Genomic DNA, 15,834 nt, shown 5'->3' with positions numbered 1-15,834 from the left:
ACATTTGGTCTACGCCTGCCTCAAGATTGCGCTCGCGCCTGTTATCATGCGCAGCACCCCATCGCCCAGGATCGCGCCGTTCCCCATGGATTACCGCAAACCCTCCGACCGCAAAAGCATGCACTCGCGCATCGTCCAGGAATTGGGCATGCAGATCGTTTCAGGACGCTTCAAGCCGTGTGACAAACTGCCCGCCGAAGCCCTGTTGTGCGAGGAGTACGCGGTCAGCCGTCCAGTCCTGCGCGAAGCCACCCGGGTTTTGGTCGCCAAGGGCCTGGTGTATTCCCGTCCGCGAGTGGGCACGGTGGTCAAGCAGCGCAAGGAATGGCACATGCTCGATCCGGATGTGCTGCACTGGCTGATGCAAAGCAGCCCGCAAAATGAGTTCTTCGATTTGCTGACCAGCGTGCGCAGCATCATCGAACCCGCAGCGGCCGCCCTCGCCGCGCAGTTCGCCACGGACGCTGACATCGCCTCCATCGGTGAAGCCTACCAACGCATGGAAGCCGCACCGACCCCCGAAGCGCTCTTGCAACCGGACCTGGATTTCCATAGCCGGATTGCCGACGCGACCCATAACGACTTGCTGGCCAACCTGTGCAACATGCTGTCGGTGGCGATTGCCGAAGCCTTGAAGCATTCCAACCAGCGGCCGAATCTGCACGAACTGGCATTGCCACGGCACAAGGCGATTCTGACGGCGATCGAGAATCGTGATGCGCTCGGAGCGCGGCATGCGACGTTGGTTCAGTTGGATGATGCGCGTAGTGCGTTGAACGCCGTGCTGGGTACCGACCTGTCATAAAAGCAAAGTCAAAAGATCGCAGGCTTCGCCAGCTCCTACATTGGCCGATCCCACCCGCAATTCAACGGTGCACGCATTCCCTGTAGGAGCTGGCGAAGCCTGCGATCTTTTGATCTTCAAATAAAAAAGCCGCAACCATGGTTGCGGCTTTTCTATTTCAGCCTGGGATCAGTGAGCAAACAACGAATTGCCCTTCTGCCCCGCCAGTTTCTCCGGCTTGATCAGGAACCGTGCCAGCGCTGGCAGCAGCCACAGTGCGCCAAACATGTTCCAGAGCAGCATGAAGGTCAGCATCAGACCCATGTCGGCCTGGAACTTGATGGCCGAGAAGATCCAGGTGCACACGCCGATCGCCAGGCACAGGCCGGTGAACAGCACGGCTTTACCGGTGGACTTCAGCGTCTGGTAGTACGCCTCTTGCAGTGGCAGGCCAGCGCGCAGGAAGCTTTCCAGACGGCTGTAGATGTAGATGCCGTAATCCACGCCAATCCCCACCCCGAGCGCCACAACCGGTAGGGTTGCGACTTTCACACCGATGCCCATGAAGGCCATCAGAGCGTTGCCGAGTGCCGAAGTCAGTACTAGCGGCAGCACGATGCACAGCGTCGCCGCCCAGGAACGGAAGGTGATCATGCACATGGTCGCCACGCAGATGTACACCAGGATCAGGATGGTCAGCTCGGATTCCTTGATCACCTCGTTGGTGGCGGCCTCGATCCCGGCGTTACCGGCGGCGAGGATGAATTCCAAGCCTTCCTTGTTGTTCTCCTTGGCGAAGTCCTGCACCGCATGCACCGCGCGATCCAGGGTTGCGGCCTTGTGGTCGTTGAGGAACACCAGCACCGGCGCCAGGGAGCAACTGTTGTTGTACAGGCCGTCAGCCCGGGCGATCGAGTTGTTCAGCACGTCCGGGTTACGCGACAGGGTTTCCCATTTCAGGTTGCCCTCGTTCATGCCCTTGATCATCTGCTTGGACACGGTCACCAGCGAGATCGCCGACTGCACGCCCTCGGTGTTCTGCATCTTCCACATCAGCTCGTCGATCGGCGCCATGGCTTCGTAGCGCGAGCAGCCTTCGGACTTGGTCTTGACCATCACCACCAACACGTCGGAACTGGTGGAGTAGTTGCTGATGATGAAGTTGTTGTCCTTGTTGTAGCGTGAGTCCGGACGCAGCTCTGGAGCACCTTGGTCAAGATCACCGATTTTCAGGTTCTGGCTGTACCAGAGGCCACCGCTGAAAGCCAACAGGGCCAAAACAATCGACACCGGTGCAACTTTCGGGCTGGCAAAGTTCGACAGCAGTCGCCAGAACGGGTGTTCGCGGTGCGCGTCTTTCTTGCTGCGTTCGACCGCGCGTTTGCTGATACCGACGTAGGAAATCGCCACCGGCAGCAGGATCAGGTTGGTGAACACGATCACCGCCACACCGATGGACGCGCCGATGGCCAGTTCACGAATCACGCCGATATCGATGATCAGCAGCGTGATGAAACCCACCGCATCCGCGAGGATCGCAATCATCCCCGGCAGGAACAGCTGACGGAACGTGCGCCGCGCCGCAGTCAAGGCGTTGTCTGCCTCGCTGGACTGCAAGGCAATACCGTTGATCTTCTGCACGCCGTGGGAAATACCAATGGCGAAGATCAGGAACGGCACCAGCATCGAGTAGGGATCGAGCCCGAAACCAAAGAAGTGCATCAAGCCGAGCTGCCAGACCACCGCCACCAGCGTTGTACTCAACACCGCCACGGTGCTGCGCATGCAGTTGGTGAACCAGTAGAGCAGGATCAACGTGATGATGAAGGCGACGCCGAAGAACATCACCACCATGACCAGTCCATCGATCAGGTCGCCGACTTTCTTGGCGAAACCGACGATGTGGATCTGTACGTTGGGGTTCTGGGCTTCGAACTTGTTGCGGATCTTGTCTTCGAGCTCGTGAGAGAACTTGCGATAGTCCAGCGCCAGCAATTTGCCTTGGTCCTGCGGGTCCGGGTAGGACTCCAGCAGCGGGATATCGACAATGCTCGACTTGAAGTCGTTGGCCACCAGACGCCCGACCTGACCGGACTTGAGCACGTTGTTGCGCAACAGGTCGAGGCTTTGCTGGGAACCGTTGTAGCTCTGCGGAATCACTTCACCACCGGCGAAGCCCTCCTCTGTCACTTCGGTCCAGCGTACGCTCGGGCTCCACAGCGACTTGAGGCCGGAACGATCAACACCGGAGATGTAGAACACCTCGTCGTTGATCTGCCGCAGAGTCTCCATGTACTCCTTGGAGAAGATGTCGCCATCAGTGGCTTCCACCGAGATGCGCACCGTGTTGCCCAGGTTCGCCAGATCGTTGCGATGCTCCATCATCTTTTGAATGAACGGATGCTCGAGCGGGATCATTTTTTCGAAACTGGTGGACGGCCGGATCAGCGTCGCTTGCCAGAACAGGAAAATACTGACCAGCAGGCAGATCACGATCACTGCCGGGCGGTTGTTGAAAATCAGGCGTTCGAGAAACGTCGCCTTGTCATGATGATGAGTGCTCAAGGATGTCATAGACCCGCCTTCTTATTATTTGCCCGGCTCATTTGGACGACCCATTTTTTCCATTCTCTGCGCCGGCGCCGGTTGGCGAAGTGACGCGAACGCCACCCTGTCCTGCCAGAATCAGATTGCCGTTGCCCGCTGCGGTGACGGCCGAAACGGAAATTCGATCCGGACGGTTGAACACGCTGAAGGTTTCGCCGTTGTCGTTGCTGCGGATCACCGAACCACCGTTGCCGACGATCACAATGGAACCGTCGTCGAGCAGCGTCGCGCCGGAAAGACCGAATTCCAGCGCACCGCGAGCGGCCTTGAGCTCAATCGGCTCCCAGGTCGTACCAAAATCGGTGGAGCGAAACAGATTGCCCCGCAACCCGTAGGCCAGCAGCGTATTGGCTTGAGCGGTGCCGATCACGCCGAACAGTGAGCCCTCATAGGGACCTTCAAGCTTCTCCCAGGTCTGGCCCCAGTCGGCGGAGCGGAACATGCTGCCCTGCTCGCCGACGATGAACAGCCCGGAATCCTTGACCGCGGCGATGGCGTTGAGGTGGTACTGGTCTTCATTGTCCAGGCGATCGCTGACGTCTTCCCAGTTTTTTCCGCCGTCGGTGGTGGCCAGCAACGCGCCGTAAGCACCCACGGCAAAGCCGCTGTTGACGTCCTGGAACCAGACGTCGAGCAGCGGCGATTCGCGTTTCAGATCTTCGAATTGCTTGGTCCAGGTGACGCCGCCGTCCTCGCTTGCGAGGATCTGCGCGTCATGGCCGACGGCCCAACCGTGTTTGTCGTCGACGAAATACACCGACGTCAGCAGTTGCCGCGTCGGCACCTTGGCTTGGGTCCAGGTCGCGCCCTGGTCATCAGAATACAGAATGTGCCCGCGATCCCCGACCGCCACCAGACGCTTGCCGGCGTGCACGACGTCGAGCATCAGGCTCTTGCTGGCTTTGGCAGATTCAACGGAATAAACAATGTCGGATGCTGGCGCAGCAGCGGCCAGCGCAGGTGCCGACAACACGGCACAGCCCAACAGCGAGAGCGCTGTAGCCAGCAACGCGAATTTGCGTAGTGCCGGCGGGCGGCAGATACCCACACCCATGACAGGCTCACTCATAGACCTTCCCCCATTATTATTGTTAGGTCGTTCAACCTTTCTGGGCGCCATAAGGGTGCTCTTTGCGAATGCCTTTTCTGGAGCATAGTCCTGAAATACGCAATCTAGAGCCCCTTCGGAAGCTGGCTTATCCTATCGGGGTTTGGAAAGGTCTGACAATCGACGCCACGTTATGTTTTGTTAACCTGGGGGGTATGGGTGGATGCTGAATGATGGGGCATTCGGATGGATGATTTCTATGCGTGTACATATCCGTTGCTGCGGTAACGGCTGATTATGGTTTCGCTCTTACAGCGAGTCACTTTTCCAGACGCCGAAAAGTAACCAAAAGGCTTCGCCCCGGCGTACGGCGCCTCGCTAAAGCTCCGCGTTCCCTCGCTACGGTGTCCATCAGGGGGCATCGCCTACGGTCTGCTTCGCGACGACCTCCTCTCGATGTGTGCGGCTTCGCCGCACGGCGCTGCGCGCCTAACCCCCTGATGAACACCTACACTCGGCCTGCCGAAGGGGCGAAAGATCAAAAGCAGGATCAACATCTAAAGCCACAGCCACAGCCAGATCAAAAGATCGCAGCCTCGTTTCACTCGACAGCTCCTACAGGGGATGGGTGTACATCCGCCCTTCACCACTCAACAGGCCGAGCGTTAGCTCGCCTGCAGCTTTTGATTTTGATCTTGCTTTGCCCGCCCCTTCGGGAGGCTGAGTGGAGGTGTTCATCTGGGGGGTAGGCGCGTAGCGCCGTTCGACGAAGTCGAACACATCGAGAGGAGGTTGAAGCGAAGCCAACCGGAGGCGATGCCCCCAGATGGATACCGGAACGAAGGAACGCCGAGCCTAAGCGAGGGGCCGGACGCTCGGGGCGAGCCTTTTTTTGCTTACTTATTTTTGGCGTTTGAAAAAAAAGTGAGTCGCCGTAAGGGCGAAACCCTAAGCAGCCGTTACCGCAGGAATGGATATTCACTCCTGCAGAACTAAGGCCAAAATCAAGCCAGGCTTTTGCTGACCACCTCAAACACATCACTAGACAGTTGACCCGAAGCACGTATCCGCTCCAGCTCACCTTTCATCAACGCCTGACGCGCATCGTCATACTTGCGCCAGCGAGTCAGCGGCGCCAGCTGCCGGGAAGCGATCTGCGGATTAAACCCGTTCAACTCAATCACCAGATCCGCCAGGAACCGATACCCGGACCCGTCAGCCGCATGGAAGTTGATCAGATTCTGCCCGGCAAACGCACCGACCAGCGCCCGCACCTTGTTCGGGTTCTTGATATTGAACGCCGGATGCTGCATCAACGCCTTGACCCGCTCCAGACCACCAGGCAACACACTGCCCGCCTGAACACTGAACCACTGATCCATGACCAACGGATTATCCTTGAAGTGCTCGGCAAAACTCGCCAACGCCGTGGCCTTCTCTTCTTCGAACGGCGAATTCACCAGCACCGCCAACGCCGTCAGACGCTCAGTCATGTTGTCGCTGGTCTCGAACTGCTCAAGCGTCGCCGCCAACACTTCCGGTTTGCCGATGAGCATCAGGTACGACAGCGCAATGTTCTGCAATGCGCGACGAGCGAAGTGCTCGGCCTCGGCTACATACGGGGTTTTCTTCGACAGGTCGCGATTGGCCTGATAACGCAGCCACAACGCTTCGAACAAACCTTCTGCCAATTGCTTGCGAGCAAACTCGCGAGCGATGTGAATGGCATCAACATCAGCCACTTCGCTGATTTCGGTCAGATACGCCTCGCCCGGCAGCGAAAGCATTTCCGCGACCATCGCCTGATCCAGCGTCTCGTCCGACAGCACGGTGCGCAAGGCAGAAATCAGGCGCTGATCCAGCACCAGTTTCTCGCCCTTTTGCTGTTGAGCAATCAGCTCTTGCAGCACCTGAACCGACAATTGCTGACCCGCATCCCAGCGGTTGAAGCCGTCGCTGTCGTGCTGCATCAGGAACATCAGCTGATCGCGGTTGTACGGGAAGCTCAGTTTCACCGGCGCCGAGAAGCCACGCAGCAACGAAGGCAATGGCTGTTCCGCGATGTCGATGAAGGTGAACGTCTGCTCGGCTTCGGTCACCGAAATGACCCGTGAGGTGCCCTGAGCGCTGGTTTCACCGGAAAGACGCAACGCAATGGCCGCACCTTTGGAGTCCAGCAAGCCCAACTCGACCGGGATCACGAACGGCAACTTCTCAACCTTGTCCGGAGTTGCCGGGCAACTTTGACGGAACGTCAGGCTGTAGGTTTTCGCCGCCGCGTCGTAGGACTCGCTGACCGCCAAACGCGGTGTGCCGGCCTGGCTGTACCAGCGTTTGAACTGGGTCAGGTCGACACCGTTGGCGTCTTCCATGGCCTTGATGAAGTCGTCGCAGGTCACGGCCTGGCCGTCATGGCGTTCGAAGTACAGGTCGCTGCCTTTGCGGAAGCCTTCGGCGCCGAGCAAGGTGTGGATCATGCCGACCACTTCCGAACCCTTTTCGTACACGGTCAGGGTGTAGAAGTTGGAAATCTCGATGAAGCTGTCCGGGCGCACGGCGTGAGCCATGGGACCCGCATCTTCGGCGAACTGGTGGGTGCGCAGGTACGCCACGTCCTGGATGCGCTTGACCGTGGCCGAGTTCATGTCAGCGGAGAAGCCCGAATCACGGAACACGGTGAAGCCTTCCTTCAGCGACAACTGGAACCAGTCGCGGCAGGTCACGCGGTTGCCCGACCAGTTGTGGAAGTACTCGTGGGCAACGATCGCCTCAACCCGCTGGTGCGCGGCGTCGGTGGCGGTTTCGGCGCGGGCCAGCACGGCGCTGGAATTGAAGATGTTGAGGCCCTTGTTCTCCATCGCGCCCATGTTGAAGTCGTTGACCGCGACGATCATGAAGATGTCCAGATCGTACTCGCGACCGTAGACCTCTTCGTCCCAGCGCATGGACTTCTTCAGGCTGTTCATGGCGTGCTGGCACTTGTCGATGTTTTCCGGCTCGACATAAATGCGCAGCGCCACAGCGCGATCGGTCATGGTGGTGAAGGTGTCTTCGACGCACCACAAATCACCGGCCACCAGCGCGAACAGGTAGGCCGGTTTCTTGAACGGATCTTCCCAGGTCGCCCAGTGCCGGCCGTCTTCGCCCGGACCGCTGGCAATCGGGTTGCCGTTGGACAGCAACACCGGATAGCTGTGCTGCTCGGCAACCACCGTGGTGGTGAACGTGCTCATCACGTCCGGACGGTCGAGGTAATAGGTGATCTTGCGGAAGCCTTCGGCCTCGCACTGGGTGCAGAACATCGTGCCGGACTTGTACAGGCCTTCCAGCGCAGTGTTGGTTTCCGGGTGGATCTTGACGCTGGTGTCGACCGTGAAGGTGGTGCTGGTCGGGTGCAGGGTCAGGTGATTCTCGGTCAGTTGGTAGTCCGCTTCGGCCAACTCACGGTCAGCCAGGGTCACCGACAGCAACTCAAGCTGCTGGCCATCCAGCACCAGCGGCGGCAGGCCCGGGCCACGTTCAGGATTGCGGCGCATCACCAGTTGCGCATGGACCAGGCTGTGGTCCTCGAACAACTCGAAGGTCAGGTGCGTCTCGTCGATCAGGTACTCGGGCGCCTGATAGTCCTTCAGGTAGATCATCTTCGGTTGTTCGGTGCGCATGCTGGAGTCCTTACTGATGCACGGCGAGCTGGTAGGCCGTGTATTTACGAATATTGATCACGCCAGTGTCGAAGATCAGGTATTGCCCTTTGATCCCTAGCAGCGTGCCTTCGGCAATCGGGTTCTTGTCCAGGTTGAAGCTGACAATCTTCGCCGGGTATTGCTCGATCGGATATCGGATTTCGAGCGGTTCGACATCGGCAATAGTCTGGATCGCCTGTAGGCCGAATCGTTCCTGCAAAACTTGCAAACCTTCGGCGCAGCTGTCGAACAGCTGATCACGAACCTGCGCCAAGTCGACCGACACCGCATCGCCCTTGAGTAAAGCACGCCAGTTGGTCTTGTCTGCCACCTGACTGCGGAACAGGTCTTCGACGAAGCCCGACTGCTGACGGGTCGAGACACGCATGATCGGCAAGGCCTGGCGGGCGCCCTGATCGATCCAGCGGGTCGGCAGCTGGGTGGCGCGGGTAATCCCGACCTTCACCCCCGAGGAATTGGACAGATACACAATGTGATCCGTCATGCAGAACTTCTCGCCCCACTCCGGCTCACGGCAGGTGCCAGCGTCATAGTGGCAACGCTCCGGGCTCATGATGCAGATGTCGCACTGGGCCAGTTTGGTCATGCACGGGTAGCAGTAACCCTGACTGAAACTGGTTTTGGTCTTGCGTCCACAATGGGTGCAGTGAATCGCCCCCAGGTATTCCAGGCGCACCGTGGTCCCGATCAATGGATTGACCGGCACCTCGACGTCGTCCAGACGAAACGCGTACTGCACGTTCGGCCCGTCAAGGCGCGCCGACATTTTGCTGATTGCACCGCGGCCAATCTCGATCAATGGACGGCATCCGATTTGAACAGGATATTCGGCACTTCGATCAACTTGGAGCCGCACTCCTGCACGCCCATGTAACCGGTGCGCTGGTCTTCGGGCAGGTTCTGGATTTCCCAGGCGATCATCGCTTGCAGCGACAGTTCGCGTTGTTCGGCGGTGAGTTTGCCACCGTCGGACCATTTACCGATTTCCACCGCCAGTTTCAGGCTCTGGTAGATATCGGGGGTGATGTTGTTGATCATTTCGTTAAAAGAGGACATCAAGGGCTCCGCGCTCTTTATTCACATAACTAATTTATGGCGGCCAGTTTACGGCGGTTGTACAAACCACCCAACAAACCAGTCAAGCATCCGACGAGCAACCCGCCGACGTGGGCCGCATTGGCAATTTCACCGAAGCCGATCATCGAGACCAGCCCGGACAGGCAAAGCAATAGCCACACCAGCATCATCACCAGCACGCCGCGCGGCAGGCGATAAGCACGGTTAGGCGACAATATCTGGAAAATCCAGCAATGCCCGAGCAGGCCGTAGAGCACGCCGGACAACCCGCCAAACAGGGTCGGTCCACTGAAATAATACTGGGCGTAGTTGGACACCAGGCCGAACAGCAACGTCAGACCAATCAGGTTGATACTGCCTTGGCGCGACTCGATGCGTCGCCCCAGTTCCCAGTACCACATGCCGTTCATGGCCAGGTGCAGAATGCCGAAGTGGATCAGCATCGGCGTCACCAGACGCCACCACTGCCCCGCCGCCAGGCTGTCAGCCAATGGCACGAAGTGGATGTACTCGCCGACAATGCGGAAATCGAGGAAGGTCAGCCAGCGCATCGTGTCGAGGTTTTCGCCCAGCAGCGTCACCGCGCCGACAAGCAGGCTCAGCAGTAACACGAACGCTGTCGCCTTGGCGTGGCGCAGTTGCTCGACGAAACCTGGGCGCTTTATGGTTTGCGCCACCGGAATGTCCAGCTGTTGATCAGGATCACCGGCCGGGAAGCGTTCGTACAACGTGCGCACGTCTTCGCTGATGTTGGCCGGCACCCACAGCACCTGCTCGCCTGCCTCTTCGCTGACCCGATGCGGCACCTGCATGCGCTGTAACAGTTTGACGAACCCGCTCAAGTCCACCGCCAGCGGCAGCCGTAAAACAGCAACGGCACTCATCGCAGCACCTCCGGCCGCTCGACATCGACCCAGACAAATTTATGCGGGTCGAGACGGGTTTCCTGGTCCAGACGGTAGGCAACCAATTTGCCGTAAAGCACCGCGCTGTAATCCAGACAGGCCAGGTTCGGCCGGATCGGCGCCGGTTTGCCGCTGCGCCAGTAATGGCCGACGAACAACAAAGGTTCATCGACGCCATAGCGCAGCAAGGTGTTTTTTTCAGTGGACGACAGCGGCGTCCGGGCCACGGGTTCGGGCAAGGCGTCGGGCTGGAACACAATGTCTCCGTAGGTTTGCGGGTCGTCTTCCCAGAACTTGGTGCGGAAGAACGAACGCGTCAGGCCATCGCCGCTGGTCATTGTCAGACCATGAGGCAAGCGCATGTCAGTGCCGCGCAGCAGGCGGTCGAACACGGTGCAGGCAAAACTGCCCGGCACCGCGGAGGCCTGGAGGAAGTGCTCATCGACGCACCCGTTGGGGAACAAGGCTCGCAGCGGCTCGATCAGCCCCGCGTCCCAGCAAGCATGCACCACCCGGAAACGCCCGGCATCGACGAACAATGGCATCTCATAGAACCATTGCAGGAAGTCATGCCAGTCAGCCGGATGGTCTTCGAATTGGGTCAGGGTTTCGTTCAGCAAACGGGCATGGCGCGGGGTGTGTTCACGCACGAACTGCTTGCCGCTGCCCGGAGGCGCCGGCGTGCTCCAGCCGAGAGCGTTGAATTCATGGTTACCCATGATGCACAGCGCCTGGCCGGCTTCGACCATGTCGTGAACGATGTGCAGCGCTTCGCGAATCCGCGGGCCGCGGTCGATGATGTCGCCGACGAACACCGCCATGCGCGACGGATGCCGCCAGACACCACCGTGTTTTTGGTAACCGAGCCGGTCGAGCAAGTGCTCAAGGGTCAGAGCGCAACCGTGCACGTCACCGATCAGGTCGTAGCTTCGCGCGGGATCGAGCATCAGTCGCCTCCACCACCCAACTTGCTGCCCCAGCCGAGTTTGGTCCGGCATACTTCATAGTAGTTGTGGTCGAGCGGGTGAATCAGCCGCAGCTTCTGGGCTTTCTTGCTGATGGTGATGGTGTCACCCGGTGCGCAGGTGAAATGGTTCTGCCCGTCACAGGAGACTTGCGGGTAAATCTGCATATCTTTGGACACGACGATTTTCAGCTCACTGTTGCCATCGACCACAATCGGCCTGCCCGACAAGGTATGGGGGTACATCGGCACAATCACAATAGCGTCGAGTTTGGGATGCATGATCGGCCCGCCCGCCGACAGCGCGTAGGCGGTCGAACCGGTGGGCGTGGCGACGATCAGGCCGTCGGCCTTCTGGCTGCAGACGAACTGGCCGTCGATGTACAACTCGAACTCGATCATCCGCGTCGATTTGCCGGGGTGCAGCACCACATCGTTCAGCGCATCGCCCTGACCAATGGCCTCGGCGTGGCGGCGGACTTCGGCTTGCAGCAGGAAGCGGTTTTCCACCAGATAGTGGCCGTCGAGCACTTCGGCGACTTTGACTTCCAGCTCATCAGGGCGAATATCGGTCAGGAAGCCCAGGCTGCCACGGTTGATGCCGAGCACCGGAATATTGTGCCGGGCCAGTGCCCGCGCGGCGCCCAACAGGCTGCCATCACCACCGACCACAATCACCATGTCACATACTTCGCCGAGCATCTTGCGCGACGAGGTTTGCAGGCCATGACCCGGCAGCACTTCGGCGATGGTGTCTTCGAGGATCACGTGCAGGTGACGATCGAGCAGAAACCGTTTCAGTCGGCGAACGGTATCCAGCACCTGAGAACTGCCCAGGCGACCGATGATGCCGATATTACGAAATTGCTCCATGGGGCTCCTAATGAAGGGCAGCGGCGGCGAAAAACACGATTATGGTCGAAAGCGCGGGATAGACAAAATCCTTTCAGCCACAACGGTGTACTCACGATTGAGGCTATGCTCGCAAGATGATCCTATTTCCCGATTTGCTGCAGTTACCCCACCAGTTGCGCCACCCCGAAGTGCGCGACCTGGCCTGGGTCATCCTCGCGCCGCCGATGCTGGGCGTCACGACGTGGCCGCAGCGTCATCCGCTGACCGGCAGTGACTGGGTACAAGCACCGGAGCGGCTGGAACGGTGGCTGCGGCAACTCGATCACGACAGTTATGACTTGCTGCACTGGCTGGCGCAGGCCAGAACCCGGCGATTGGGCTTGTACTACGAACGCCTCTGGCAATACGCCGTGCGGCACGCGCCGGGTATCGACCTGATTGCCGCCAACATGCCGATCCGCCGCGAAGGCCACACGTTGGGCGAGCTGGACATGCTGCTGCGCGATCGTGACGGCGTGCATCATCTGGAACTGGCGATCAAACTTTACTTAGGCCCGCAAAACGGCGACGGACACGACACGGCGCAGTGGCTGGGCCCCGGCTGCCATGATCGGCTGGACCGCAAACTGGCCCATCTGACTGAGCATCAATTACCGATTTCGGCGCGCCCGGAGAGCCGTGAAGTATTGGCGGCGTTGGATATCCAGCAGTTCAGTGCACATTTGTGGTTGGGCGGCTATTTGCTGTATCCGTGGCCGGGCCCGGCCGAGCCACCGAATGGCGCACATCCCCAGCATTTACGCGGTAGCTGGCTGCACCAGAAGGATTGGGCAGACTTTGTCGTGCAGCGCCCGTTCGGTCGCTGGCAACCCCTGCCCCGCCATGCCTGGCTGGCGCCGGCGCACTATCCGGTGGAGCAGACCTGGAGCACTGAACAGCTGAATGCCTGGCTCAGTGATCTGGAGCCACTGGCCCCGGCGCAGTTGCTGGTGCGACTCACAGAAAACGCCCAGGGCGATTGGGAAGAAGCCGAACGGCTGTTTCTGGTGGCGGATCTTTGGCCTAACGTTCCTGGCAGTGGCTAGTTTGTTGGTGATTGAACTGGCCCCATCGCGGGCAAGCCTTGCTCCTACAGGATTTTTGTCGTTCACAAAATTCGTGATCGACACCGATCTTGTAGGAGCATGGCTTGCCCGCGATGAGGCCAACTCGATTTAAACGGTCAACCGCAATGCCAGCGCCGCCAACGTCACCAACAACACCGGCACCGTCAGCACAATCCCGACCTTGAAGTAATACCCCCAGCCGATCCGAATGCTCTTGCGCTCCAGCACATGCAACCACAGCAGCGTCGCCAGGCTGCCGATCGGCGTAATCTTCGGCCCCAGGTCGCTGCCGATGACGTTGGCGTAGATCATCGCCTCCTTCACCACCCCGGTCGCCTGGCTGGCATCGATCGACAGCAAACCGATCAGCACCGTCGGCAGATTGTTCATCATCGACGACAGCAGCGCCGTCAGCACGCCAGTGCCCATCGCCGCGCCCCACACGCCGTAACCGGCAAAACCATCCAGCCACCCGGCCAGATAGCCCGTGAGCCCCGCGTTGCGCAGGCCATAGACCACCAGGTACATGCCCAGCGAGAAAATCACGATATGCCACGGCGCTTCTTTGATGACTTTGCGCGTGGAAATCTTGTGACCACGGGCGGCGATGGCCAGCAGCAACGCCGCGCACACCGCAGAGATGGCACTGATCGGAATCCCCAGAGGCTCCAGCGCGAAGCAGCCGAGCAGCAGAATCACCAACACGGCCCAACCGGCATAAAACGTGGCCTTGTCATGGATCGCCGTGGCCGGATGCGCCAGTTGCTCGGGGTCGTAATCCTTGGGGATGTCACGACGGAAGAACCACATCAGCATCGCCAGCGTGGCGGCGACGCTGACGAAGTTGACCGGAATCATGACTGCCGCATAACGGTTGAACGTGATGTGGAAGAAGTCCGCCGAAACAATATTCACCAGGTTCGACACCACCAGCGGCAGACTCGCCGTGTCAGCGATGAAACCGGCGCCCATGACGAACGCCAGGGTCGCCGCCGGGGAAAAGCGCAACGCCAGCAGCATGGAAATCACGATGGGTGTGAGAATCAGCGCTGCCCCGTCGTTGGCGAACAACGCCGACACCAACGCACCGAGCAGCACCATGTAAGCAAACAGCTTGCGTCCGCTACCCCGCCCCCAACGGGCCACATGCAACGCAGCCCAGGCGAAAAACCCCGCCTCGTCCAGCAACAGACTGATGACAATCAGCGCGACAAAGGTACCGGTGGCGTTCCAGATAATCTGCCACACCAGCGGGATATCACTCAGGTGGACGACCCCGAAAACCAACGCAAGCACCGCGCCGAATACCGCGCTCCAGCCGACGCCAAGGCCTTTTGGCTGCCAGATCACCAAGGTGATGGTCAGCAGAAAAATCAACGATGCGATCAGCATGCAGTGCAGCCTTGTCGAAAAACAAACCGCGATTCAGCCGCAACGCACGAGCAGAGTAAAGCCAAACTTGCCCCCCTCCCCCTAAACGCACCGGGGTCGATGTAGCAGCTGCCGAGCCTGCGAGGCTGCGTTCGGCGACGCAGTCGTCGTAAACCCTGCGAACGCGGTATTCCTGGGACACTGGGGTGCCTGATTTCACGACGACTGCGTCGCCGAACGCAGCCTCGCGGGCTCGGCAGCTGCTACAGGTGTGGCTTCACAATCGAATGACATGGCCCTCGATCGGTGCGATCTGGCCATGAAACAAGCGGGAAATCACGCTCTGCGCGGCTTCATAGCCTTTGTCCTCGACCACTTCCAGCAACGGTTTATCAGCCGCAGTCAACTGCCGGTAGAAACGTTGCAAACCCTCACCAATATGCTGGCTGACTCCTTCCGCCCCCCACTCGGCATTGCGCTTGCGGATCTGGATCGGCGCAAAAAAGAACACCGGTTGCGGCCCCTCGATGGCCGTCAATCGAGCCTCATCGGTGCTTTGCGCAGAACCGGCGAAGCAGCTGTAAACCAACTGCCCGGCAAAATGCTGGTGGACCTGATCACGTAAATCCAGGTCGCCGGAAAAATCCACATACAACGTAGGGCGGTCATTGGCCAGGCTTGCCAGTTCCGAATAGGACACCGTGCGCTCGTAACAGCCCAGCGTTTCGACAAAGGCCTTGTTGCCGGTCGAGGTCAGCGCCACCCGCTCCAGGTCAGGATGATTTTCCAGGCAGACCGCCGTGCCATAGGCGGTTTTGCTTGAAGCACTGGAGAACACCAGTCGCGTTGCGCCGAAGAACTGGTTGTCCTGGAGGAAGTCCGCGAGCATCGACGACGTCAGGAACAGCGGTTTGAGCAAAATCTGCAGGTTCTCGGTTTCAGGGCTGTAGTATGAATCCCAGCTGCAACGGGTGTATTGGTTGTAAGCCGACGTCAGTGCCTGCCGATGCTCGGCGGCGTCATAGAAACCACGCTCGGTGACCCGTTCCGGGCGCATCCACAGATGGCTGGCAATCGGAAAATACCCATAGAAGCGCTCCCCGACTTTGATACCGGCCACGTCAGACGCCACGACATCGGCAAAACCCCACGCTGGGATGTGACCCCATTCCGCCAACCCTGTAGGAAAGAATTCCCAGTAGTTCATCGAATCGCCATAAGCGGCGTAGGTAATGTTGTTAGTGGTCAACGCGCACCGGTCGATCTTGAAAATCACCTCTCCGGCAGCCGGGATCAGGCTACGTTGTTCCTGCTCGATTCGGCTTTGGTCGAGGGCGTTTTTGCGGGTGATCAGCCGTGTTACCGTGCTCGGACTTTGCATCTTTCAGACTCCTGCTGCGAGTGAATGGCGGG

Annotated in this window: 12 protein-coding genes; 2 read left to right on the top strand and 10 right to left on the bottom strand. The window is 59.3% G+C overall.

The window, feature by feature from the left end; all coding sequences use genetic code 11:
- Positions 1-85: 85 nt before the first annotated feature.
- Positions 86-805, top strand: coding sequence for a FadR/GntR family transcriptional regulator (locus ACA079_RS14410; RefSeq protein WP_046049561.1), 720 nt, complete (start codon positions 86-88; stop codon positions 803-805).
- Between the two features lie 168 nt (positions 806-973).
- Here the strand turns inward: ACA079_RS14410 and ACA079_RS14405 are convergent, their stop codons facing one another.
- From ACA079_RS14405 to ACA079_RS14370, 8 genes are all read right to left on the bottom strand, one after another.
- Positions 974-3,358 carry an efflux RND transporter permease subunit gene (locus ACA079_RS14405; protein ID WP_497704035.1) on the bottom strand — a complete coding sequence of 795 codons (2,385 nt, stop codon included), beginning with the start codon at positions 3,356-3,358 and terminating at the stop codon, positions 974-976.
- A 28-nt stretch (positions 3,359-3,386) separates the two neighbouring features.
- Positions 3,387-4,460 carry a WD40/YVTN/BNR-like repeat-containing protein gene (locus tag ACA079_RS14400; protein ID WP_497704034.1) on the bottom strand — a complete coding sequence of 358 codons (1,074 nt, stop codon included), beginning with the start codon at positions 4,458-4,460 and terminating at the stop codon, positions 3,387-3,389.
- A 983-nt stretch (positions 4,461-5,443) separates the two neighbouring features.
- Positions 5,444-8,101: an aminopeptidase N gene (pepN, locus tag ACA079_RS14395; RefSeq protein ID WP_497704033.1), complete on the bottom strand. Its 2,658-nt coding sequence runs from the start codon at positions 8,099-8,101 to the stop codon at positions 5,444-5,446.
- A 10-nt stretch (positions 8,102-8,111) separates the two neighbouring features.
- Positions 8,112-8,942 carry a DUF2797 domain-containing protein gene (locus tag ACA079_RS14390; RefSeq protein WP_497704032.1) on the bottom strand — a complete coding sequence of 277 codons (831 nt, stop codon included), beginning with the start codon at positions 8,940-8,942 and terminating at the stop codon, positions 8,112-8,114.
- Entirely contained in the window at positions 8,939-9,199 is a 261-nt protein-coding gene (locus ACA079_RS14385; protein WP_497704031.1) for a YeaC family protein, read from the bottom strand. The genes ACA079_RS14390 and ACA079_RS14385 overlap by 4 nt, the downstream gene beginning before the upstream one ends.
- Positions 9,200-9,228: 29 nt before the next feature.
- On the bottom strand, positions 9,229-10,104 hold the full coding sequence (locus tag ACA079_RS14380) for a rhomboid family intramembrane serine protease (protein ID WP_497704030.1): 876 nt from the start codon (positions 10,102-10,104) through the stop codon (positions 9,229-9,231).
- Positions 10,101-11,075 carry a metallophosphoesterase gene (locus tag ACA079_RS14375; protein WP_497704325.1) on the bottom strand — a complete coding sequence of 325 codons (975 nt, stop codon included), beginning with the start codon at positions 11,073-11,075 and terminating at the stop codon, positions 10,101-10,103. The genes ACA079_RS14380 and ACA079_RS14375 overlap by 4 nt, the downstream gene beginning before the upstream one ends.
- Positions 11,072-11,962, bottom strand: coding sequence for an NAD(+) kinase (locus ACA079_RS14370; RefSeq protein WP_007906781.1), 891 nt, complete (start codon positions 11,960-11,962; stop codon positions 11,072-11,074). Before ACA079_RS14370 ends, ACA079_RS14375 begins: the two co-directional genes overlap by 4 nt.
- A gap of 116 nt (positions 11,963-12,078) precedes the next feature.
- Between ACA079_RS14370 and ACA079_RS14365 the strand changes: the two genes are divergently transcribed.
- On the top strand, positions 12,079-13,029 hold the full coding sequence (locus tag ACA079_RS14365; protein ID WP_497704029.1) for a DUF1853 family protein: 951 nt from the start codon (positions 12,079-12,081) through the stop codon (positions 13,027-13,029).
- A 129-nt stretch (positions 13,030-13,158) separates the two neighbouring features.
- Here ACA079_RS14365 and ACA079_RS14360 read toward each other — a convergent pair whose 3' ends face one another.
- Both ACA079_RS14360 and ACA079_RS14355 read right to left on the bottom strand, forming a co-directional pair.
- Entirely contained in the window at positions 13,159-14,442 is a 1,284-nt protein-coding gene (locus tag ACA079_RS14360) for an arsenic transporter (RefSeq protein ID WP_497704028.1), read from the bottom strand.
- A gap of 256 nt (positions 14,443-14,698) precedes the next feature.
- Positions 14,699-15,802 (bottom strand): DUF2855 family protein, encoded by a 1,104-nt coding sequence (locus tag ACA079_RS14355; protein WP_497704027.1) that lies wholly within the window; start codon positions 15,800-15,802, stop codon positions 14,699-14,701.
- Between the last annotated feature and the right edge of the window lie 32 nt (positions 15,803-15,834).

The organism is Pseudomonas sp. LBUM1645 (assembly GCF_059716185.1).
Note: the sequence above shows the minus strand (reverse complement) of the source record. Positions and strands in the feature narration are given on the sequence as shown.

Bases quoted from the DNA above. Each gene is read 5' to 3' on its own strand.
- ACA079_RS14385 (WP_497704031.1), bottom strand. From the start codon at position 9,199: ATGTCCTCTTTTAACGAAATGATCAACAACATCACCCCCGATATCTAC.
- ACA079_RS14410 (WP_046049561.1), top strand. From the start codon at position 86: ATGGATTACCGCAAACCCTCCGACCGCAAAAGCATGCACTCGCGCATC.
- pepN (WP_497704033.1), bottom strand. From the start codon at position 8,101: ATGCGCACCGAACAACCGAAGATGATCTACCTGAAGGACTATCAGGCG.
- ACA079_RS14380 (WP_497704030.1), bottom strand. From the start codon at position 10,104: ATGAGTGCCGTTGCTGTTTTACGGCTGCCGCTGGCGGTGGACTTGAGC.
- ACA079_RS14360 (WP_497704028.1), bottom strand. From the start codon at position 14,442: ATGCTGATCGCATCGTTGATTTTTCTGCTGACCATCACCTTGGTGATC.
- ACA079_RS14400 (WP_497704034.1), bottom strand. From the start codon at position 4,460: ATGAGTGAGCCTGTCATGGGTGTGGGTATCTGCCGCCCGCCGGCACTA.
- ACA079_RS14365 (WP_497704029.1), top strand. From the start codon at position 12,079: ATGATCCTATTTCCCGATTTGCTGCAGTTACCCCACCAGTTGCGCCAC.
- ACA079_RS14405 (WP_497704035.1), bottom strand. From the start codon at position 3,358: ATGACATCCTTGAGCACTCATCATCATGACAAGGCGACGTTTCTCGAA.
- ACA079_RS14355 (WP_497704027.1), bottom strand. From the start codon at position 15,802: ATGCAAAGTCCGAGCACGGTAACACGGCTGATCACCCGCAAAAACGCC.
- ACA079_RS14370 (WP_007906781.1), bottom strand. From the start codon at position 11,962: ATGGAGCAATTTCGTAATATCGGCATCATCGGTCGCCTGGGCAGTTCT.